This window comes from Ureibacillus galli, assembly GCF_014836845.1.
Taxonomy (GTDB): Bacteria; Bacillota; Bacilli; order Bacillales_A; family Planococcaceae; genus Ureibacillus; species Ureibacillus galli.
The window spans coordinates 29095-49641 of record NZ_JACSQA010000018.1; the positions used below are offsets into that span (position 1 = coordinate 29095).

20 protein-coding genes are annotated in these 20547 nt (G+C 33.9%); 5 read left to right on the forward strand and 15 right to left on the reverse strand.

The genetic code is table 11. The features are described 5' to 3' along the window. The first annotated feature begins 113 nt into the window (after positions 1-113). Both H9636_RS12035 and H9636_RS12040 read left to right on the forward strand, forming a co-directional pair. On the forward strand, positions 114-431 hold the full coding sequence (locus H9636_RS12035; protein ID WP_122972508.1) for a thioredoxin family protein: 318 nt from the start codon (positions 114-116) through the stop codon (positions 429-431). Between the two features lie 100 nt (positions 432-531). Then, positions 532-735 (forward strand): 2-hydroxymuconate tautomerase family protein, encoded by a 204-nt coding sequence (locus tag H9636_RS12040; protein WP_191707828.1) that lies wholly within the window; start codon positions 532-534, stop codon positions 733-735. A 41-nt stretch (positions 736-776) separates the two neighbouring features. Here the strand turns inward: H9636_RS12040 and H9636_RS12045 are convergent, their stop codons facing one another. Beyond that, positions 777-1472 (reverse strand): YjjG family noncanonical pyrimidine nucleotidase, encoded by a 696-nt coding sequence (locus tag H9636_RS12045; RefSeq protein WP_191707829.1) that lies wholly within the window; start codon positions 1470-1472, stop codon positions 777-779. Positions 1473-1597: 125 nt separating this feature from the next. On the opposite strand from H9636_RS12045, the gene H9636_RS12050 reads away from it, so the two are divergent. After that, the gene (locus H9636_RS12050) at positions 1598-2107 is read left to right on the forward strand and encodes a C39 family peptidase (protein ID WP_191707830.1); all 510 of its coding nucleotides are present in this window, start codon (positions 1598-1600) and stop codon (positions 2105-2107) included. Positions 2108-2141: 34 nt separating this feature from the next. Here the strand turns inward: H9636_RS12050 and H9636_RS12055 are convergent, their stop codons facing one another. From H9636_RS12055 to H9636_RS12085, 7 genes are all read right to left on the reverse strand, one after another. After that, a complete protein-coding gene (locus tag H9636_RS12055) occupies positions 2142-3029 on the reverse strand; it encodes a 5'-3' exonuclease (protein ID WP_191707870.1) in 888 nt (295 codons plus the stop codon). A 117-nt stretch (positions 3030-3146) separates the two neighbouring features. Next, on the reverse strand, positions 3147-3884 hold the full coding sequence (locus H9636_RS12060; RefSeq protein WP_191707831.1) for a hypothetical protein: 738 nt from the start codon (positions 3882-3884) through the stop codon (positions 3147-3149). A gap of 349 nt (positions 3885-4233) precedes the next feature. Next, positions 4234-5691, reverse strand: a complete 1458-nt coding sequence (locus H9636_RS12065; protein WP_191707832.1) for an Msr family ABC-F type ribosomal protection protein — start codon at positions 5689-5691, stop codon at positions 4234-4236. A 412-nt stretch (positions 5692-6103) separates the two neighbouring features. Beyond that, positions 6104-6148 carry an erythromycin resistance leader peptide gene (locus tag H9636_RS19460; protein WP_191707871.1) on the reverse strand — a complete coding sequence of 15 codons (45 nt, stop codon included), beginning with the start codon at positions 6146-6148 and terminating at the stop codon, positions 6104-6106. A 165-nt stretch (positions 6149-6313) separates the two neighbouring features. Continuing rightward, positions 6314-8302, reverse strand: a complete 1989-nt coding sequence (locus H9636_RS12075; protein ID WP_191707833.1) for an ABC1 kinase family protein — start codon at positions 8300-8302, stop codon at positions 6314-6316. A 30-nt stretch (positions 8303-8332) separates the two neighbouring features. Further along, the gene (locus H9636_RS12080) at positions 8333-8782 is read right to left on the reverse strand and encodes an SACOL1771 family peroxiredoxin (RefSeq protein WP_191707834.1); all 450 of its coding nucleotides are present in this window, start codon (positions 8780-8782) and stop codon (positions 8333-8335) included. Positions 8783-8892: 110 nt separating this feature from the next. Beyond that, entirely contained in the window at positions 8893-9660 is a 768-nt protein-coding gene (locus tag H9636_RS12085; protein WP_191707835.1) for a metallophosphoesterase family protein, read from the reverse strand. A 426-nt stretch (positions 9661-10086) separates the two neighbouring features. On the opposite strand from H9636_RS12085, the gene H9636_RS12090 reads away from it, so the two are divergent. Next, a complete protein-coding gene (locus tag H9636_RS12090) occupies positions 10087-10287 on the forward strand; it encodes a cold-shock protein (protein ID WP_118876281.1) in 201 nt (66 codons plus the stop codon). Between the two features lie 44 nt (positions 10288-10331). Here the strand turns inward: H9636_RS12090 and H9636_RS12095 are convergent, their stop codons facing one another. The 4 genes from H9636_RS12095 to H9636_RS12110 all read right to left on the reverse strand — a co-directional run bounded on the left by H9636_RS12095 (position 10332) and on the right by H9636_RS12110 (position 16072). Beyond that, entirely contained in the window at positions 10332-11918 is a 1587-nt protein-coding gene (locus tag H9636_RS12095; RefSeq protein ID WP_191707836.1) for a putative bifunctional diguanylate cyclase/phosphodiesterase, read from the reverse strand. 138 nt (positions 11919-12056) lie between these two features. After that, positions 12057-12938 (reverse strand): helix-turn-helix domain-containing protein, encoded by an 882-nt coding sequence (locus H9636_RS12100; RefSeq protein ID WP_191707837.1) that lies wholly within the window; start codon positions 12936-12938, stop codon positions 12057-12059. Positions 12939-13496: 558 nt separating this feature from the next. Then, positions 13497-15116, reverse strand: a complete 1620-nt coding sequence (locus tag H9636_RS12105) for a flavin-containing monooxygenase (protein ID WP_191707838.1) — start codon at positions 15114-15116, stop codon at positions 13497-13499. Between the two features lie 11 nt (positions 15117-15127). Continuing rightward, positions 15128-16072 (reverse strand): alpha/beta hydrolase, encoded by a 945-nt coding sequence (locus tag H9636_RS12110; protein ID WP_191707839.1) that lies wholly within the window; start codon positions 16070-16072, stop codon positions 15128-15130. Positions 16073-16258: 186 nt separating this feature from the next. On the opposite strand from H9636_RS12110, the gene H9636_RS12115 reads away from it, so the two are divergent. Then, positions 16259-16948: a response regulator transcription factor gene (locus H9636_RS12115; protein WP_191707840.1), complete on the forward strand. Its 690-nt coding sequence runs from the start codon at positions 16259-16261 to the stop codon at positions 16946-16948. A gap of 50 nt (positions 16949-16998) precedes the next feature. On the opposite strand, the gene H9636_RS12120 is transcribed toward H9636_RS12115, so the two are convergent. From H9636_RS12120 to H9636_RS12130, 3 genes are all read right to left on the reverse strand, one after another. Beyond that, entirely contained in the window at positions 16999-18372 is a 1374-nt protein-coding gene (locus H9636_RS12120; protein WP_191707841.1) for a vWA domain-containing protein, read from the reverse strand. Positions 18373-18595: 223 nt separating this feature from the next. Beyond that, positions 18596-19540: an ABC transporter permease gene (locus tag H9636_RS12125; RefSeq protein ID WP_191707842.1), complete on the reverse strand. Its 945-nt coding sequence runs from the start codon at positions 19538-19540 to the stop codon at positions 18596-18598. Then, positions 19537-20481, reverse strand: a complete 945-nt coding sequence (locus H9636_RS12130) for an ABC transporter ATP-binding protein (protein WP_191707843.1) — start codon at positions 20479-20481, stop codon at positions 19537-19539. The genes H9636_RS12125 and H9636_RS12130 overlap by 4 nt, the downstream gene beginning before the upstream one ends. Positions 20482-20547: the final 66 nt, after the last annotated feature.

The following is a 20547-nucleotide window of genomic DNA, read 5'->3' on the forward strand; positions in this document are numbered from 1 at the left end:
CGTTTACTAAATTAATAGTTCTATCTATATTTTATGAACAACCATTCATTTAAGTCAAATTACTTTTAAAAAAATTTAAAATGTGTACACTGATGATAAGGAGAGTGATATAAATGCAAGCAATTACTACTGCGGAACAATTTAATGAAATTATCGCATCTGAACAACCGGTTATCGTAAAATTTTATGCAGGTTGGTGCCCAGACTGTACACGTATGAACATGTTTATCGATCCAATTATCGAGGAATACAATCAATATACTTGGTACGAAATTAACCGCGATGATTTCCCAGAACTAGCTGAAAAATATCAAGTTATGGGGATTCCAAGTTTATTAATCTTCAAAAATAGTGAAAAATTGGCTCACTTACACAGTGCTAACGCAAAATCACCAGAAGATGTAAAAGAGTTTTTAAACGCTCAAAACTAATCGAACAGACTACAAACTAAACATTCTACTTAGTTTGTAGTCTTTGTTTTTATTAAGATTCCTTTTCATGTTAAATTAAATTTAATTGGGGTGAATAAAGATGCCATATGTCAATATTAAAATTACAAATGAAGATGTGACACCAGAGAAAAAAGCAGCTTTAATTAAAGGAGCAACTCAATTATTAGTTGATGTATTAGGTAAAAATCCTGCTACAACGGTCGTTGTTATTGATGAAGTAGATACAGATAATTGGGGCATCGGTGGGGAAACTGTTACAAAAAGAAGAAAAGAAGGAAAATGAATAAAAATGGGTGGCTAATGTAAATATGGCCACCCATTTTTTTATTGCTTTACATGTAAAATGTTATATAGTTCATCAAGTTTAACTATTTCATAGGTAGGAGTAATTTCTGATTGAATCGCTATCTTTTTAAGGTTTATCCAACATGTATCGATCCCCACGTTCCAACCACCTGTTATATCTGCGCTAAAGGAATCACCAATTATTAATGTTGTTGATAAATCGACATTTTCAATTTGTGAAAACACCACATTAAAAAACTCCTTCATCGGTTTTTGATAACCAGTATCTTCTGACACAAATACTTTTTTAAAATAAGGTGTCAGTCCAGAATCGTGAAGTCTTTTTTCCTGTGTCTTCGATTCTCCATTGGACACAACATACAAATCAAATTGTTTATATAATGTTTTAATTAAATCCAATGCCCCTTCAATGAGATGATGCCCTTCCGATAAATATTTTCGATAGTTTTTTTCTAAAGCAACCCCATCTACTTCAATACCGTATTGTTTAAATAAAATAGCGAATCGCGTATTCACGACTTCATCCCGATCCATTTTATCCTCTTCATAAGCTCGCCATAACTCGCTATTTAACTTTTTATAGTCGGCTTTCATTTCAGGTGTTAACTCAAATTGCTGATCTTGAAATAACTTTTGCAGTGCAACTTCTTCTGTTGCCCCAAAATCAAGCAATGTATCATCTAAGTCGAATAATAGTGTTTTGTACTGTTTCAAAATTAACTCCCCCTAATAAACCTTCAAATTTAAGACTCTTCATTTATCATATAGCCTATCTTCTATTATACTTTTGTATAGTCCATTGGGACAGCCATTGTCCGAAAAAGAAAAAGAGGTGTACGATGAAAACGCAACTAAATCTAAAAGGAATGTCCCAATATAGTCTAGATGTCCATCCGAAATTCCAAAACTCAGCTTGTGGTCCAACGACCGTTTTGGTCATTTTAAACTACTTATTAAATCATTCATTCAATAAAGATGTGAATGAACTTTATACCTTTTTAGGTGGCACGAAAATCGGTTTATTTAAATGGCGTTTAATAAAAAATTTACAAAAACTATTAGGACCTAATTGGAGTGTTTCCAGTTGCTCGCTAACAACTGCGTTAAAGGAATTGGATGCAGGAAGACCCGTAGCAATGAAATTTGATAAATATTTTACCTTTCAATGGCGTTCAAAGCCGACCTTCAAATACCATTGGGTTCCACTAATTGGTTATGAAATCGAGAAGGATGTACTGTATTTCATCGTTCATGATAATGGTGGACGTAACCGTGATAGTCAAATAAGAAAAGTTCCCTACGCTCCTAATCGTAAAGTCGTTCGTTTCGTAAAAATAGAGCCGAAGTGATACCTAAAAGGTCACCCGGCTCTATCTCTTTCCATTAAACGAAAGAATATAAAGATCTTGCATGCTTTACAATTAAACTAAATCCTCTTTCTTGTAAGCGCTCGAAGTTGTCTTGTTCATAATCTACTAATTGCAGCTCATTTAATTGAGCATGAATCGGGACTTGTCGTTGAATCGTTGCTAATTCTTTCGATAACTTCAACATTTCCAAGTTGTCAGCGATTTTTGATCGTTGAGCAGGTTTTAAAGCATCTAAATTTGCTAAAACATTTTCAACAGATCCATAATTTTGGATTAGCTGTAATGCCGTTTTTGGACCAATCCCTTTTACCCCTGGGTATCCGTCACTAGTATCCCCCATAAAAGCTTTCACATCAGCAAATTGATAAGGCTCAATCATATATTCTTCTTTAAAACGTTGTTCTGTGTAAACGTCGTATTCTGAATATCCTTTTTTCGTGAAGGCAATTTGAGTCGTTGGGTTTAATAATTGAAGCAAATCTTTATCACCACTAATAACAGTAATATTCGCTTCCTCTTTCCATTTTTCAATCATGGACCCAATCGTATCATCTGCTTCCATACCTATTTGACCAAAGTTTTTCCAGCCAATCATTTCAGAAACTTCCTTTGCCATATCGAATTGGGGCAACATTTCTTCAGGAGGTGCTGGACGATTCGCCTTGTATCCATCGAATAATTCATTGCGGAAAGTTTGTGCCCCCATATCCCAACAAACAGCTAAATGGGTTGGTTTCATAATCGATTGGGCTGTTAAAACATGACGGGCAAATCCTTGTACCCCATTTGTTGGTGTTCCGTCTTCTAAACGAATAAAATGTCCCATTGCGCTTGAAGCAAAAAATGAACGGAACAATAACGCCATTCCATCCACTAGTAAAAGATGCGGTTTATTTGTCATCATCATAATTCCTCTCTAACTCTATTATTTCCATTATATCAAATCTGTCTTGAAATAAGATGACAATTGCATTGTTAATTAATAAGTAGATTCCCATACACTTCTATCCATCAAATTTTATTCATAACTTGTTCCCTTCATTCCTCGCCACCAATGGAGTTGTAGAAGCATCGTACTAATAAATGTTTTTGAAATAAAACCAGAAAAAACGGTTACAATCGTACCCCCATAATTTACTTTTAATTGTTGTAACTGTTTTTCCCCTTTGATATCACCGAAATCAAATACTTTATAACCTAACCGACGAAAATGTTTTATATTTTCCCAGATTAAAAAGGCATTTGCATAGTCATCTGTTCGCCGCGCTTGACTACAATCGTATAAAGACATGGCCATCTCACCATTGATTACATAAACCCGGTAACAAATCGTTTCATTTCGTTCATTTTCCAATTTCGTTATGTGTAATCCACCTTTATCTCGGAGTAACTTTAATGTTTGTATGTCGAAGTTATTTATTTTACTTCCACCTTCTTTTTTTCTATTTAAGTTGTAAAATTGTTTAAAATCATGAATATCTGAATCCTTTACATTATCAATAATAGAAATATTCCAGTTTTTTTCTTGCATGTCCTGAACTTCATTTTGTATATCAGTAGACATGGAGTTTAATAATCGTTGTTCATCTTTTTGCAAATCAATATGGACCGTTTTTTGTCCTTGTAGTTGCCTTGACGGTTTCAACAAATGGGTGTAACGAATTAATTTCGGGTCAAATCGACTATCACCTTTCGACTCTTGAAAATACACATGATTCAATGGTAAAGCAAAATATTTTCTACTAATCTGCAGCATAAATTTCACTCCTTCAATGATTTTTTGGGGATTAAACATTTTCCTCATCCAAAATAGTTAGTTTGCTAGAAAAATAATTTACACAATGACTTCCTTTTTATTTCCTAGGGAATAAAAGTTAGACGTTGTGTATAAAGGGTTTTATCGAAAGATACAATTCACCATTCTTACTACACAAATTTTTTAACATAATTTTTATATGATTAATCAATAGTAATTCACTTACTAATACAAACCATTACGCTAAAAGATGGGACCTATTTCTACCATTATTAGCAAAATATACTTATACTAATCACTTTTATACAAATTAAAAAGAAGCAGAGATAAATTTCTCTGCTTCTCCCTATTAGTCTTTTAATTTTAACTGTTGGTCTTCTATCACATATACTTGTTCTGCTACCCGTTCAATAAATGTTCGATCATGGGGTACAAATATAATGGTCCCCTCATAGCCTTTTATAAATTTTTCTAAAGCTTCGATCGCTTGAATGTCTAAAAAGTTGGTCGGTTCGTCTAACAATAAAATATTATATTCACCTAAAAATAGTTCACATAGCTTTAAGCGAATGGCTTCACCGCCACTTAAAGACTTTACATGCTTTTGAATATCTGTTCCAACAAACTGCATCGAATGCAAAACACTCCGTAAAAGTCCTTCATCGTAGTCAGAAGAGTTTTTCATCATTTCCCATACCGATTCATCCTTTGTCCATTGATAACTCATTTGACGGAAATACCCTATTTTAGCTTTTGGAGATATGATTAAGCCAGGTGCCATATTCGCAATATGAGAAAGCAATGTACTTTTCCCACTTCCATTGTTTCCTGTAATCGCCACTATTTTACCGAGCGGTAATTGGAAACTTATTTCCTTTAGTAATACTTTACCCTCTACTTGAAGAGTAAAACGATCAGCCATAATCGGAAACTTATTATGCAGTTCTACCGCTTTTGACTGACGGAAAACAATCGGGCTATCCTCTTTAACTGCTTCGACTTCTTGCAGTTTTTCCACTCGTTGCTCAATCGCCTTTGCTGCTCGTTGGATTGATTTTTGACTAGTCCCTTTCGATTTTGTCATAAAAGATTTATTCGGTTTAGCCCGTGCTTCTTTTTTCGACATACGGTTTGCTTGTGCAACCTTTTCTGCTTTTTTCATTTTTTCTTGTGCTGCTTTTTCCAGGCGATTCTTTTCTTTTATAAACTGTTCATGTGCTTGACTTTGTTGTAGCCGCTCTAGCTTTTTTTGCGCCAAGTATTCACTATAATTTCCTGTATACACATGAATTTCACCCTCATCAATTTCCCAAATCGTTGTTACTAGTTCATCTAATACAGCCCGATCATGACTAATTAATACTAGGGCACCATAGTAATACCTTAATTCATCAAGTAAAAAAGAAACCCCTTCCTGATCTAAATGGGTTGTTGGTTCATCAATTAGTAACGCTTCGTAATAATGGGTAAACAACTGGGCAAGTTTCAATCGAGTTTGCTCCCCACCACTTAACTGATTAGAGTCCTTTGGAACAGCTAATTTCCCAACAAGCGCTGGATCTGCTTCTCGGATTGCCGGAATTTCCAGTTGTTCAAAGTATCCGCTCTCTACAAGACGATGAACTTGACCTTTCGTTGGTTGAATGATACCTGCTAACATTTTAATTAAAGTACTTTTCCCTGAACCGTTTTTACCAACAATCCCAATACGGTCAAATTGATGTATCGCCAATCTTTTAATCTTTAAAATTTCTTTATCTAAAAAAGTTACTTCGACATTTTGTAATTCAAAACAAATTTGTTCCATCTTTGCTACCTCCGAAAATTTACTTTTTCGTATCGATAGCTAGAATCGATACGAGCTTCTATTACAAGCTCGTATTAAAAAAATAATAAAAAGTGCATTGTTGTTCCTCCTACTCATTTATAGATATATGTTGTTCAAACTGCAAAAAAACATAGGCGCTTTGCCTATGTTTTCAGAGTAAATGGAAAAACCTATCTTTTATTAAAGGAAGATCTAAGGTAATGAAAAAAGAAAGGTAGAAAAATCTACCTTTCTAATTAATCCTATGACTGTGAAAGTAGATAAGAAAAACATCGATCATTTATCTATAAGGTAAATCAACGGTTTTTCTTCTACGGTGAAGATTATTAAAAAAGGACAGACTAATCCCGTCTACTCTGTATACACAAACAGAGCCTTTGAACATATTCAATTATTTGTTCAAAGATAGGAAACGTAGTCTCATTGAATGGGTCATTTTTTAATAATCCTCCTTAACGTTTATACAGTGATAATTATAGAATACCCTTTTTGTAATCGTCAAGATGCTCCGTTTCATTTCTTGTAAAAGAAAAAAGCTACTCTACTTATTCATGAAAAGTAGAGTAGCGTGATGTTTAGTAAAAAGTTCATTCTTTCATCACTATTCCATTCGTTTCATATCCCGAATCGCTTGTATCGATAATCGAACAAGTAAAACGGCACATAGGAATAAACCTAAATATGAAGCAGTATTCAAATAAATTGCATATGCTGAATAAATAAATTGGGAAATAGCTAGTAATGCAACCGAAATGACACCAAAGGTTATACCGACTAAAAGTAATACAAATTTCGAAAACAATTGGGTAATAAATTTTGCATTATTTTTATCTGAGAAAATATCGTGGTGTAAAATAACTTTCCCATCTTCCACCTTTTTAAATAATTGATCGACTCGACGGGGAATTTTCCTTAAGTTTGGAATAATTAAAGCTAACTCTTCTTCTAATCGCTCTTTTGTTGCCCTCGGTTCTTTAAATGGTTTTTTCAAGGCGACTTTTAAATAACCACTTGAAAACAATTTCGCTTCTTCAAACATATTGAAATTACTATCAATAATTCTTAATGTACCATCTAACGTAACAATTACTCGTAATGCCACGCTAACCGACGGATAAAATTGTAGTCCGAAATCACGAATCACTGTAAATATCGAATAAATAATTTCATCCGTTCGAATCCGCTCAACATAAGAGATTTTTAAAATAATTTGGCTAATGGCTTGCTCTAACTCAAGTCGGTCTACTTCCCTCGTATTTTTCACTAAAAGTGAGATTCCATCATATAGAATTGAAGCATCATTTTGTTGAATACCGATGAAAAATAGTTTCAACCCTTCTTGTTGAGCAGCTGATAAACGACAAACTGCTCCGAAATCCAGTAATGTAATTTCCTTTGTACTTAGATCGTAATGAATATTTCCCGGATGGGGATCAGCATGGAAAATACCCGAAACTAAAGCTTGTTCTAAATAAGAGAAAAGTAAAGTTTCCGCAATTTCGTGACGATTTTCTATTTGATATTGGGCAAGATTGCCTAAGCTTACACCCGTTGCTAATCCCATTACTAAAATATTTTCATTACTGTACTCTTCATATACTTTCGGAATGTTTACTTTTAAATTACTTTTTTTCATTACATTATGGATTTGAATCATATTACGAGCTTCTATTTTAAAATCGATTTCTTCCCGTAATGAGGAAACAAATCCTTCTGCTAAATCTCTAAATCCAAGATTTTCAGCCCATTGGGATTTACTTGTAACCCAATTGGCAAATTCCATTAAAATGCTTAAATCTTCTCGCATAATTTCCTTCACTTCAGGGCGTAACAATTTCACGACAACTTCCTCATTTGTTTTTCGTAAAATTGCCCTATGCACTTGCCCAATAGACGCAGCTGCAATCGGCTTCATATGAAAATATGAAAATACTTCATCCATTTCACCGCACAAATTTTGCTGCAATATTTCTTTTACTTGATTTTCAGAAAGCTGTGTTACATTTTCTTGCAACTTCTCCAATTCTTCAATAAAAATCGGAGACAGGAATTCTTTTCGGGTAGAAAGGACTTGCCCGAACTTAATAAAAATACCACCACACTGCTCAAGGGTATCCCTTAAGGCGATTGCTAATTCCCGATCTGAATCTCGATTTCTAGCATATTTCATTGTTCTTGTTATACCATTTGTTACAGCAATTCTTAAAACTGTTCGTAACCGTTTTTGATGACGCCAATACCCTATAATTCTTTTAATAATAAATTTTTTTCCGTTGTTTCTTCCATTACTATCATTTAAAGCAATCGGATCAAATAACTCAAAAAATAAATAAATGAGCATTGAAATGAGCAACATACTACCAATCCATAATAAGGTAGAAGCATTCACAACACTTTCAATTGTATTTAAAGAATGTTCAGTTCCTCTTAAGTACGTATACCAAAAGATAAAGGTTGTAAAGGAAACACTGATGACAACAGAAAAGAGTCGCTTAAAAATATTTACATTAGAACCAATTAAACGTCCACTAACAAAAAAGATGAAAATTGAAACGAATAATATTTGAACGATTGGTATTATAATGCTCATTCCCCTCACCCGCTTTCTTTAGGATATAAGTTACAAAGACTTTATAGAACAATCCACTTGTACTTCTACATTCCCTCTCAATGCTCTACTAATCATACAGTTTTCTTCCGCCTTCAAAGCTAAGCGATTAGCTAAACGAACATGACTTTCACTTGCATCATGAAGCAATATTTCAATATGATGAACAATCTTTTTATATGTAAATATGTTATTTTCTACTTGAACAATTCCATCCGACTGTAGGACTAATTTTGCTTTTATATCCGACCGCTCCAACATCGCGGCAAGGGAAATCATATAACATCCTGCTGCGGCACTTAATAACAATTCATCCGGGTTCGTCCCAATTCCAGGGCCATCCATTTCTTTTGGAATCGATATTGTCGTTTTTAAATTTTCACAGGAAATCTCCCCTGTATCATTCCTTCCACCGTCCCAACCCGTTTGAAGCTTAAAAACATGTTCAACTGCATTTGACATAAATTACCCACCTCTCTATTTTTACTATACCACCCATCTATCAATGATAAGAAGTAAAAACCAACGAAAATGTAAGAAAGAGGACTCACTTAAAGTGAATCCTCCAATGATTAAATTGTAATCGTATTTGTTGTTAAATCTGAGGTCAACCCAACAGAATGAATCGTTAAAAGGCGAGAACCTTTTGTAAAAATAACACCATGAAGCTTTCCTCGTTCATAGATAGCTCCACCACCATCAATCCCAATCTTCTTTTGACAGGTTGAAACCCACACATTACTCGATTTGTCTTCATTTAATAAAACGGTTGGTGTGTGTCCAAAAACAACAATTTCCTTTGCTAAATGGGGAACATTGAAAAACTCTTCCCTAATCCAATAAAAGTCATCTTTTTTCGTCTCGCGGAAATTTTCGACACTAGCAGAAATTCCTGCATGAACGAAAAGATATAGATCCCACAAATAAAATCTTCTTAAATTTTTCATAAACTCGATGATTTTACTATTTTCCTGTTGAATCTTTGTCGTAATTTCTTTAACTGAAAAATGATCGGAAACGATCGAGAAAGTTGGCGCGTCATAAAAACTTTGGACTGTAGCAGCGCCACCCACCTTTGGATTAAAATAAAACTCCGAAAGTTCATCGGGTTTATCGAGCCAATTTAAAAAAAGCTGTTCGTGATTACCACTTAAAGTTACTGCATCATACTCTTCAACGAGCTGCATAACTTTTTTAATCACTTTCACACTATCTGGTCCTCGGTCAATGTAGTCTCCCAAAAATACTAACCGTTCCTCATTTGGATTCCATTTTTCTAACAGTTTTTCCAAAAGGTCGTAACAACCATGTATATCTCCTATAGCAAAAACTTTCTCCAATGCACACACCCCATTTAAAAAACAAGCTTTTATTATTGATACGTATGATTTTGTTATACTTTTTACACTTCTTTTACATCTTTCACTTCTTTATTCTTACTATATCATATTCAAATCGGAAATTTTTTATATCTATAAATATTCGTGAGTTTTCTTAATTTGAAAGGAATTTTCCTTCTAATTACCCTAGCTAAAAGTAAGGTTGTAGGACAGTTTTTATATGAAATAAAATTATTTTTCATTTTGGGTAGACATTTCGAAAATTAGCAGGTATAATAAAGAGAATAATTATATTGCTTCATATCTAATGAATTCACATGTTACAAAAAGTAATCGTGAACGTTCGGTACTTTTTGTAATGTGTGAATTTTTTTATAGTATTTTGAAGTAATTGGTTATTGATTAAATTTTTGGAGGTCTTTTAAAATGACACAAGGTACAGTAAAATGGTTTAACTCAGAAAAAGGTTTTGGATTTATCGAAGTTGAAGGTGGAAACGACGTATTCGTACACTTCTCTGCTATCCAAGGCGACGGCTTCAAAACTTTAGAAGAAGGTCAAAAAGTTGAATTCTCAGTTGAAGAAGGAAACCGTGGACCACAAGCTTCTAACGTAGTAAAACTTTAATTTACTATTTAAAGGGCAATCTCATTATTGAGATTGCCCTTTTTTTAATTGCTAAATATTTGTTTAATATATCCGTAGTACGCTGACTGGGTTGAACAACAAAATTCCTTTTGAATGCTTTTACAATTCTCTACTATCTTATCGAAGGAATTCGGTTTGCTTATTAAATAACCTTGAACTGCATCACATTCACTATTTACTAAATAATTAAATTGCTCCATCGTTTCTACACCTTCAGCAACAACATTTAATTTAAAATGTTTAGCCATGGAAATAATTAAATCCACTAAAGGCTTATGATTTTCTTCATTCATATTTTTAACAAACTCCCGATCAATTTTTAAACAATCGATTGGTAAGTCTTTTAAAAAAGAGAGGGACGAGTATCCTTTACCAAAATCATCTAACGCAATAGTAACCCCAATCTCCTTTAATTCATATAAAATCGGAGTTAAAAAGTTTGTATTCATCGTCATACTTTCTGTAATTTCAAGCTGTAAACATTCCGGTGGAAGTTTTGTATCATGTAATATCATTTTGACTACTTGCACAAAATTTTCATGGAAAAGTTGACGTAAAGATAGATTTACAGCTACTGTTACCGGTTGTTGTATAACTTCCTGCAATTCCTTCGTTTGTCGACAGGCTGTTTCTAACACCCATTTCCCTATAGGGACAATTAAACCCGACTCTTCTGCAATTGGAATAAATTCTGAAGGCGGAATTAACCCTTTTTCTGGGTGTTTCCAGCGTACAAGAGCCTCCATTGCGATGGAATGCTTTGATTTTAACTTTAGTTGTGGTTGATATTGAAGAAATAACTCATTATTATTTATCGCTTTATATAAATCATTTTCTAATAACAATTGTTCTTCGCGAACACTCAACATGGAAGGCTTATAAAAAGTAAATTGCTCGGGCGATTTACTCGCTTCATATAGGGCAAACTGAGCATATTTAATAATATTTTCTTCTGTTTGAGCATCTTCTGGGTAATAAGCAATTCCGATATTAACCGTTATATTTAATGAAAAATGCTGGATGCAAAATGGCTTCTCCATCATTTCAATAATCTGTTTACACAATTTTTGAATGGCCGCTTCATCATTATGATTCTCAATTAAAATTAAAAATTGATCTTCCCGCAATCTTCCAAATAAATAAGTCGGAAAAAACATATGTAATCTATCAGCAATCATTTGAACAATATGATTTGTATAATAGGAACCTAATGAAGTTTTAATCGTTGTTAACCGATCAATTTTTATTACTAATACCGCTTTTCTAGAAGTATCATCAGCTAGGTTTTCCTTTATTTTCTCTAATAAATAACGTTCATTGGGCAGTTTCGTAATTTCATCGTAATATGCCATAAAATGTTTTTCTTTTTCAGATTCATTTAGTTTTTGTTCGGTATCTTGTAAACTTTTCACCGCTCCATCATAAACGCTTTTAATTCGAGCAGCTAAATACAGTTGGGTAATAATAATAAGGGAAAGAATAATTCCATAGACACTTGTAATTTCATTTAAAAATATTAAAAAACTCGTTAAAGTGATAATGATCACATTCGTTATTAAATAGACAAAGTTATTTTTATACAAGAAAAAAACACTATCATTAACGTTCATCATTATCCCCCCATTTAAATCAAAATGACTACTTATATATATAACTCTTAGGTATTTTGAAATGATAAATTTTCTTTTAATTAGTTTTAATTTAATACTAAAATTCAGGGGGATAAACTTTTTGTACACTATTTTATACTAATTTGCAGGGTGATTCGTAACAACTTTTTTCATTAATTCTTCTAATTCATCTTTATATTTCTTATATATTTTGTCATGGCCTAATGCTTGTAAAACTGTAAAGGCTCGATTACATTTTTCTAGTCCTTCAGCAACAGATTCCTCCACAATATTTAACATTCCTTCATAAAACAACATTAACGTTTGTTCAAAGAACTCTGTAGTCTCAGTAAAGTAATTTTTTGTAGCATCCAGTATAAGTTTCGAATAGGTATAGCCATCATATCTAAAACTAAATTCTAAAAGATTAAAAAATAAGAAACTTAACACTTTACTATCAGTATTTAACTCTTTATATTTTTCAGCCCGATTTAATAAATTTTTCGTCATTAAAAAAGCAGTTGAAGGCGGGAATAGAAAAATAAAATTATTTAACATTACTAATTCATGGTAGCACCACTCGTCAACACTTAATAAGTAATCTGCAATTTCATCTAAATACTCCTTATTAATTCTGCTTAAATCAAAATCATTTTCTATACAGTGACATTGAATATATAAGTGGCGCAAAAACATATCTCCACTTTCCTCATACTTCTTCTTAACTTCTAATTTAATTTTTGATATCTCTTCAATTTCATTTGCATAATACAATTTTAAAACTTTATTAAACTCGTTCATTTTGGAGGATTTTTTATAGTCATTTTTAATGTAAAAAAATTCATTATACGTAACGTTGCAATATTCCAAAATTTCAGTAAGTTTATCAGATGAAATACTATTCTTACCCGATTCTATTCTTGCAATATAGGGACGTGTCATACCGATTGCATCTGCCAAAGCTTGCTGTGTGATATTTTTATTTTTTCTGATGTATCTGATAACCTGACCTATTTCCATTTTATTTTCCTCCTATTTCCAATTTCCCTATGTATAATTTAGTATACACTTTTATAGCATTTTTTCTTTTCTAGTACAATTTAATTATATTAAATAATTAAAGAAAGGGTTGAGTACAATATGAAAAAGAAAAATTCTTCTATGATTAAATTCTTAATTGTTACTGCTACTGCTTTAGTTGTTTCATCATTACCAGAAATCCAACCACTTATTTGGCTTGCTGGATACTAATTTAATTAGTAACAAAAAAATCTTTAGTTATTTTATCTAATCTATGGAAAATCTCTTTAAAATCGTAAATTCTGCCTATCTAAAACAGATTTGTAATTGTTCTCCTCCTTTATAGGAGGATTTTTTTTGTGCGATAAGTTCTACCTATTATTATATCTTTTTCAACCTTTTATATTAACTAATAAAACCCAATTAAATCGTAATTCATTGTCCATGCTTTTATTGATCGTAATACAAAAAGGATATTGTTTAAAAGATATTACTTTTAAACGATATCCTTTTCCTCTTATATTCTACTTATTTCCTAAAAAACATTAGGCTTAATAGCTATAAAACATTCGATTGCAATCTTTCGAAAGTACACCCTTCATAGTTATTAGCAGCCACTTGGTCACATATATTTTTATAGTTATTTAAACCACCTACATAAATGACGAAGTCCCGCTGTTCCCCATCGATGTTAGCTCCTGTATACCATGAATTTGTATAAGGGTATAATGTTTGATGAGCAAGGTCATCACATTGTTGCGCCCACTCGTTTTCTGCTTCTTTTTTCGCTTCAATCGTTTGGATTTCCTTTTCCTCTAAATATTCAATACACTCGTCAATCCAATCAACATGTTGTTCAATGGCAGCTGGCATGTTCGTTAAAACGGAAGGACTTTGTGGTCCTGTTATCATAAAGAAATTCGGGAAACTTTCCATCATTAATCCTAAATAAGTTTTTACATTCCGACCTTCTTCCCATTTCTTTTGAATAGTTTGACCATTGCGGCCTTCGATCTCAATTTTTAGTAACGAACCCGTCATGGCTTCATAACCTGTCGCATAAATAATGACATCACATTCCACTGTATCGTTCTTTAACTGAACCCCCTTTTCCACAATTCGTTCAATTGGATTGTCCTTCAACGATATAAGATGGACATGGTCTTCATTAAAAATTTCATAGAAATGCGTACCAATAATTAAACGCTTAGTCGTTATATAGTAATTAGGATGGAGCAATTTAGCCGTTTCTGGTTCCTCCACAATTTCATCGATTTTATCGCGTACAAATTGAGAAACAACATAGTTTGCTTCTTTATTTACAGACACGTCGGTGAAGACAGAACCAAGAGAAAGACCACCTGTTTCCCAAATGTGATTTAATGTTTCATTTTGTTCTTTAGTAGAAAAGGCTGTTGCTGATTTCCCGGTTGTAAATAAACGAATTCCTCCAGGAGTATTGAAGAACGCTTCTCGAATGTCTTTATAATTGTTTATGGCCTGCTCTTGTTCTTCTTTACTTAACGGATGATTACGAGCTTCTGCAACATAATGGGGAGTTCGCATTAATAATGTCATTTCCTTTGCTTCCTTCGCCACTTCTTGCATCGTTTGAACTCCACTGGAACCATTACCAATGACGACAACCCGTTTTCCCGTAAAGTCTACCTTTTCATGAGGCCAACGACCTGTATGATACTGTTCACCTTTGAAATTTTCAGAGCCTTCAAAAGGTGGAATATTTGTTGTAGATAAACAACCGACACCGCTAATAAAATACTTCGCTTCAAAGATTTCCCCATGATCTGTTGAAATTTTCCAGCGTTTCTCTTGTTCTTGGAATTGTGCTTTTGTTACCCTTGTTTTCAACTGAATATCAGGTCGGAGATTTAACTCGTCTGCTACAAAATTCAAGTACTCTAAAATTTCTGGTTGGGAAGCATAACGGTCTTTCCATCTCCATTTTTTATAAAGCTCTTCAGAGAATGTGAAATTATAATAAATTGAATCAGAATCACATTTAGCCCCTGGATAGCGACTCCAGTACCATACACCGCCTACTCCTTCAGCTGCTTCTAGTACTCTAGCTGTTAAACCTCTTTCCCTCAACTTATGAAGCATATACAATCCAGCAAAACCCGCTCCTATAATAATGGCATCATATTGCTTTACTTTCATCGTATACCCCCTTATTTGTTTGAGACGTTTGTAGGAATCGTTGTTAAAAATTGTGCGATCGCATCAACCGTTGCTTTTGTTTCTTCCGCAAACACAGCCATGTTACTAAAGAACCCGTGAATGCTTCCATCAATTTGCATATATTTTACTTCTACACCTGCTTGTTTTAATTTTTCGCTATATTGTTTCCCTTCATCCAATAACACATCGTTTTCAGCTGCAATAATAACTGCAGGCGGTAAAGCGCTTACATCTTTGAGTAACAAAGGAGAAACATAATAATTTTTAAACTCGTCTTCGTTATTTACATAGTACTCACCAAACCAAATCATTAAATCTTTATCTAATCCATATCCATTAGCAAATTTTTCGTAAGAAGAAGTGGTAAAGTCTAAATTAGTAACAGGATAAATTAACGCTTGCGCTTCAATCGTTGGACCATTTTTTTCATGACTTAAAATCGCCATGACTGTCGCTAAATTACCACCAGCAGAATCTCCACCAACAACTATTTGATCCGCTATGCCATTTAATTCTGTTGCATGATCATGTACCCAGCATAAGGCTGTATAACTGTCTTCTACCGGTATAGGGAACCGATATTCAGGTGCTAATCGATAATCAACCGATACGACAACACGTTGGGTTTTTTCAGCTAATAAACGGCAACCCCCATCGGAAGTATCTAAATTTCCAATTACCCAGCCGCCACCGTGATAATAAACAAAGAGTGGAAACGGTCCTTGACCTTCCGGTGTATAAATTCGAACGGTAATTTCACCACCATCAACGGAAATTTGACGCTCTTCTACCTTTCCTACCAGTGGTACTTCAACCCCTTCAGGAGCAGGTGCCAAACTCATCATTTCCCGTACTTGTTCTGCCGATAGTGTTTGGAATTTTGGACCGCTATAAAAACCCTCTAAATATAGCTTTGCATTGCTTGTTAATCCCATTTCAACAACATCCTTTCTTACATTTATTTGCAGACTAATGTATGCAAATTTATCGTAGCAAAGGTTCCTTTTTCAGAATATTCCTACTTTTAGTTGTCTCTATTATTCTATTTAGTATAAAATGATGACAACAATAGTACTTTTTAGAAAGATGAAAGCATATAAAACAATGGAGGGGTGATAGAGATGCAGATAACTTCTTGGTCTATTAAAGAGCAATTAAAACGGGGGAGCCATTTACAAACCCAGGAAGAACAAATATGTCATATACTGTTAACATTAGAACAATTACTTTATAGTGAAAAACTTTCCTTTTTCCGATATAGTCCGGTTGGCTACGTTGGAGAAGGTATAGCAGAACTTGAAAAGGGACAACTCCACTCATTAACCCACATCCGTGACGATATACGCTCACTCCCTGTTATTAAAAAAGTTGTAGATAATCAAAGACCTGTCTACTATACAGGTCAAGAAATTATTACCCTTATCTCTAGTCGTTATCAACGAGAAGTTCCATTAAAGGGGTTATTAGTCGTCCCCATCGTTGTGAATTTTATGACCATCGCTTATATTTGTAGCGAATTTATTGAAAGCGCTTACGAAATAGAACAATCCATCTTGGAACAACTGACACTCTTTGGAAACCTTGCCGGTGAAATGCTTGTACAATCACAAACGGCCTCCCACCCGAAACTTAGTCCTCGAGAAAATGAAATTATGCGAGCTCTTACCAACGGATATTCAACAAAAGAACTGACCAATATACTTTGCTTGAGTGAATCAACGATTAAGCAATACATTAAATCTGCCCTTATTAAACTTGGAGCGAAAAATCGCGCCCATGCCGTATCTATATTCCTCGCTCAAAAATTATAATGCCTCAATTCTATAAATGAATTGAGGCCTTCTTTCGAATTACTTTGAAATTAATTTACATTTTTTAAATATCGATCCATCACTGAACGCCAATTATCTAAAAAGGAATTTCGGTTTATACCGTCTAGCTCAAGGTAAAGATTTCTCGCCTCGGAATCAACAGTTAAATAATAATCTCTAAAATCACTGTCAAATTCCAAATAAACTTCTGTATCTAATATCTCTTTATCTTTTAAATAGTTAATGGCTTCCTGTAAGTTATTATACTCACGGTTATTTCTAGTTTGCTGCTCATTATACCAGTCGTTTAATTGGCTTTGGATAGTTTTAAATAATTGATTTAATGTATCTTGTGTATTGTTATGCCAATCTGACCATATTTTCGCCATATCGGCTGTCTGTTGAAATTCGCCATTTAATTGTTCCTGATTTTCAGCATTCACATAATTTCCGTTCGAAACTTCCGCCATTTCTTTTAATTGGGCTAAACCTTCGTTATCAACATGGTAACCAATAATATTAATAACAGGTTGAATATTCGATTGCGCAAGGGATTTAATCGCACCTACTGGATCAGTACCACAAGTTTCCACACCATCACTAACGATATAAATAATATTCGTATTTTCTTCGCCACTAAACTCCTTCAAATCCTCTTCCACTTGTTTAATCGCTAATCCCGTCGGTGTCCACCCCGCTGGCTCAAATTGGTTTAACGCCTCGGAAAATTTACTATACTCATATGTACCAAGAGGATAAACCTCGTCTACTTTAGAACACGATACCGCTTTATCTTCATCGCTTCCTGTTCCAACATGTCCGTATACTCTTAAAGATACATTTGCTTGTTTCGGAAGGCTTTCAACAAACTGTTGTATTGACTCTTTTGCCAATTCCATTCGTGTTTTATTATTTTCCCAATTAGCCATACTCCCACTTGAATCAAGTAAAATGACGACATTATAATTTTCTTTTAATTGGATAGAGTCATTTTCACCTTTAGGATCTTTCATTTGCATCGACTCCCATTGGTCAATTGGAACATCTACAACATTTAAATCTTCCTTAAATAAAGCTAATAAATATTGTTTAGCCTTAGTTCTTTCCTTCTCGGAGAAGTCTTTCGTTAATAAAGGAAACTGATCTAAAACATCTATTATTTCCTTTTGATTTGTAAATTTCTCCCCCGCAAACATTCCTCTTCCTTTATATTGGGCAGATTCATTAAAGGATTTTGGTATAGGTGGTGCTTCAAAACTTAACGCTTCCCTTTGTTTTCCCGAATTTTCTGATGACTTATTTTCTTGAGCCCCACTTGAACCTTCTTCATGTTTTGGCTTTTCATCAATTACTTCATCCTGGTTACATGCGACTAACAGACAGCAGGATGCGATAAAAAAACCTCTCCACCATTTCTTTTTCAACTACATTCACCTCACACTAACTAAATAAATGGTAATTTTTCCCTCTATCCCTTCCACATTAATGGAATTGCTAACTTATGTAAATCGCCAAAACGATTCTTTTTCGAAAATGGTTTCTACTATTACTTTCTTCACTAATATAGTTCATTCGAATTACCCATTCATTAACAACAACACCCCCGTAATAGATTTCTACTTTTACGGGGGTGTTACTTTTACTGATTTAAATAATAATGTCCCTTTTTTGGAAGAAGATAAATGTAAGAACCATAAAGATAATGTAATACACGGCTAAAATGAGTAATGACATTGGCAATGTCACATCTTGAAGGATATGATCCTGCAATGCATAAACTGTTAAATCTAAGTGAGGGAAAATTAAAAGCTTCGCCCAAGCAAACTTCTCCGCAATCATAACAATGATGCCGCCAAGTGTTGATGATAAAAACAAAACAAATATACCAATCCCTACTGCCAAAGCTTGGCTTTTAAAAATCGTCGACAACATGAAGGCAATGGATACGATGATTAATAAGCTTGGTAAGTAGTACAACACTTTTAATACGAACTGATCTCCAACAACAGCTAATTTATATCCATCCAATGTCGTTTCAAAGAATTTCGTGTTAAAATCCCCTGCTCCAAATAAAACCAACCCAACGATATAGCCAAAAATAATAAGGGCTACTAGTAATGAAAACGAATAGATTAACGTTGCAATATATTTTGATAGAAGAATTTCCCATCGACGATGTGGTCGAATTAATAATTGCTTAATTGTTCCATCCGCAAATTCAGATGACACAACGGCACTTCCTACAATAACAGAGAACAATGTGATTAGCATCGTCATGCCAATTACTGTCCCATTCATAAAATGCCAACTACTATAAGCATTAGGGTCAATGTTTTCATCAAGATAGCTCTGATTTTGCTGAATTAATTCCATTGTCCACTCATCTTCAGGGTTTTCTTTCAATATTTTTTGATATTCATTTATTTCAGCTTGAACATCCTCACGCCAATTAGGATCACTTGGACCTAAATCAAATACTTTTTGTTGAAGAATTCCCACTGCAATAACAGCTAAGAATAAAATAATGATATAAATCCAACTAGCCTTCTTTGCAAAAATTTTCGTTAACTCATTTTTAATTAGCGAGATCATTCGTTTTTACCTCCCTTTTCACCCTTACCAGTTAATTCTAAGAAACGATCTTCAAGGGTAGTCGTTATTGGATGAATGCTATATACTTTTATCCCTTTGCTCACTAACAGTTGATTGACATCAGCAATCGTTTCTTTGTCTATTTTAATGGAGAATTGTTGTTGTCCCTCTACCACTTTCCAATCATTTGTTAGTTGCTGCTCTTTTAATAGTTCGAAGGCTTGATTTACATCACTCACCTCAAATAGAACCGTAGGCACAAACTGTTCCTGACTCGCTAGTTGATTAATAGAAGAAACATGAATGAGTTTCCCCTTCTCGATAATAGCAAAACGGTCACACATTAACTCCATTTCCGATAACAGATGGGAAGATACAATAACGGAAATCCCTTGTTTTGTTAATGAGCGTAAATAATCTCTAAATTCTCTTATTCCTTGAGGATCAAGACCGTTCGTCGGTTCATCAAGGATAAGCAAAGATGGATTATGTAATAAAGCTTGCGCCACTCCTAAACGTTGTCGCATACCTAGTGAATATGTTTTTACCTTTTGATGAACCGCATTCTCTAAACCAACTAATTTGACAACTTCTTTAATTCGTTCTTCCGTAACTTCATTCGTTGCCATATTCGCATAATGCTTTAAGTTTTTATAACCGCTCATATATTTGTAAAATTCAGGGTTCTCAACGATTGCCCCCATTTCACTCATGGACTTTTTAAATTGTTCATCGGTATGATAACCATTTACAATTACTTCGCCCTTTGTCCGACCTATTAAACTAACGATCATTCGAATAATCGTCGTTTTCCCTGCTCCATTCGGGCCAAGTAAACCAAAGATTTCTCCCTTTTCTACTTCAAAACTTACATCATCTACGATGACTTTATTTTTTACCTTTTTTGTTAAGGAACGTACTTCTAACGCTTTTTTTGTCATTACCTCTCCCTCTTTCTTCAATGAAAGTTTGGAAAAAATCCTTCCACCCTCATTTACGTCATAATT

Bases quoted from the DNA above. Each gene is read 5' to 3' on its own strand.
- H9636_RS12040 (WP_191707828.1), top strand. From the start codon at position 532: ATGCCATATGTCAATATTAAAATTACAAATGAAGATGTGACACCAGAG.
- H9636_RS12095 (WP_191707836.1), bottom strand. From the start codon at position 11,918: ATGAACGTTAATGATAGTGTTTTTTTCTTGTATAAAAATAACTTTGTC.
- H9636_RS12125 (WP_191707842.1), bottom strand. From the start codon at position 19,540: ATGATCTCGCTAATTAAAAATGAGTTAACGAAAATTTTTGCAAAGAAG.
- H9636_RS12075 (WP_191707833.1), bottom strand. From the start codon at position 8,302: ATGAGCATTATAATACCAATCGTTCAAATATTATTCGTTTCAATTTTC.
- H9636_RS12035 (WP_122972508.1), top strand. From the start codon at position 114: ATGCAAGCAATTACTACTGCGGAACAATTTAATGAAATTATCGCATCT.
- H9636_RS12050 (WP_191707830.1), top strand. From the start codon at position 1,598: ATGAAAACGCAACTAAATCTAAAAGGAATGTCCCAATATAGTCTAGAT.
- H9636_RS12055 (WP_191707870.1), bottom strand. From the start codon at position 3,029: ATGACAAATAAACCGCATCTTTTACTAGTGGATGGAATGGCGTTATTG.
- H9636_RS12100 (WP_191707837.1), bottom strand. From the start codon at position 12,938: ATGGAAATAGGTCAGGTTATCAGATACATCAGAAAAAATAAAAATATC.
- H9636_RS12105 (WP_191707838.1), bottom strand. From the start codon at position 15,116: ATGAAAGTAAAGCAATATGATGCCATTATTATAGGAGCGGGTTTTGCT.
- H9636_RS12115 (WP_191707840.1), top strand. From the start codon at position 16,259: ATGCAGATAACTTCTTGGTCTATTAAAGAGCAATTAAAACGGGGGAGC.
- H9636_RS12080 (WP_191707834.1), bottom strand. From the start codon at position 8,782: ATGTCAAATGCAGTTGAACATGTTTTTAAGCTTCAAACGGGTTGGGAC.
- H9636_RS12060 (WP_191707831.1), bottom strand. From the start codon at position 3,884: ATGCTGCAGATTAGTAGAAAATATTTTGCTTTACCATTGAATCATGTG.
- H9636_RS12090 (WP_118876281.1), top strand. From the start codon at position 10,087: ATGACACAAGGTACAGTAAAATGGTTTAACTCAGAAAAAGGTTTTGGA.
- H9636_RS12065 (WP_191707832.1), bottom strand. From the start codon at position 5,691: ATGGAACAAATTTGTTTTGAATTACAAAATGTCGAAGTAACTTTTTTA.
- H9636_RS12110 (WP_191707839.1), bottom strand. From the start codon at position 16,072: ATGGGATTAACAAGCAATGCAAAGCTATATTTAGAGGGTTTTTATAGC.
- H9636_RS12130 (WP_191707843.1), bottom strand. From the start codon at position 20,481: ATGACAAAAAAAGCGTTAGAAGTACGTTCCTTAACAAAAAAGGTAAAA.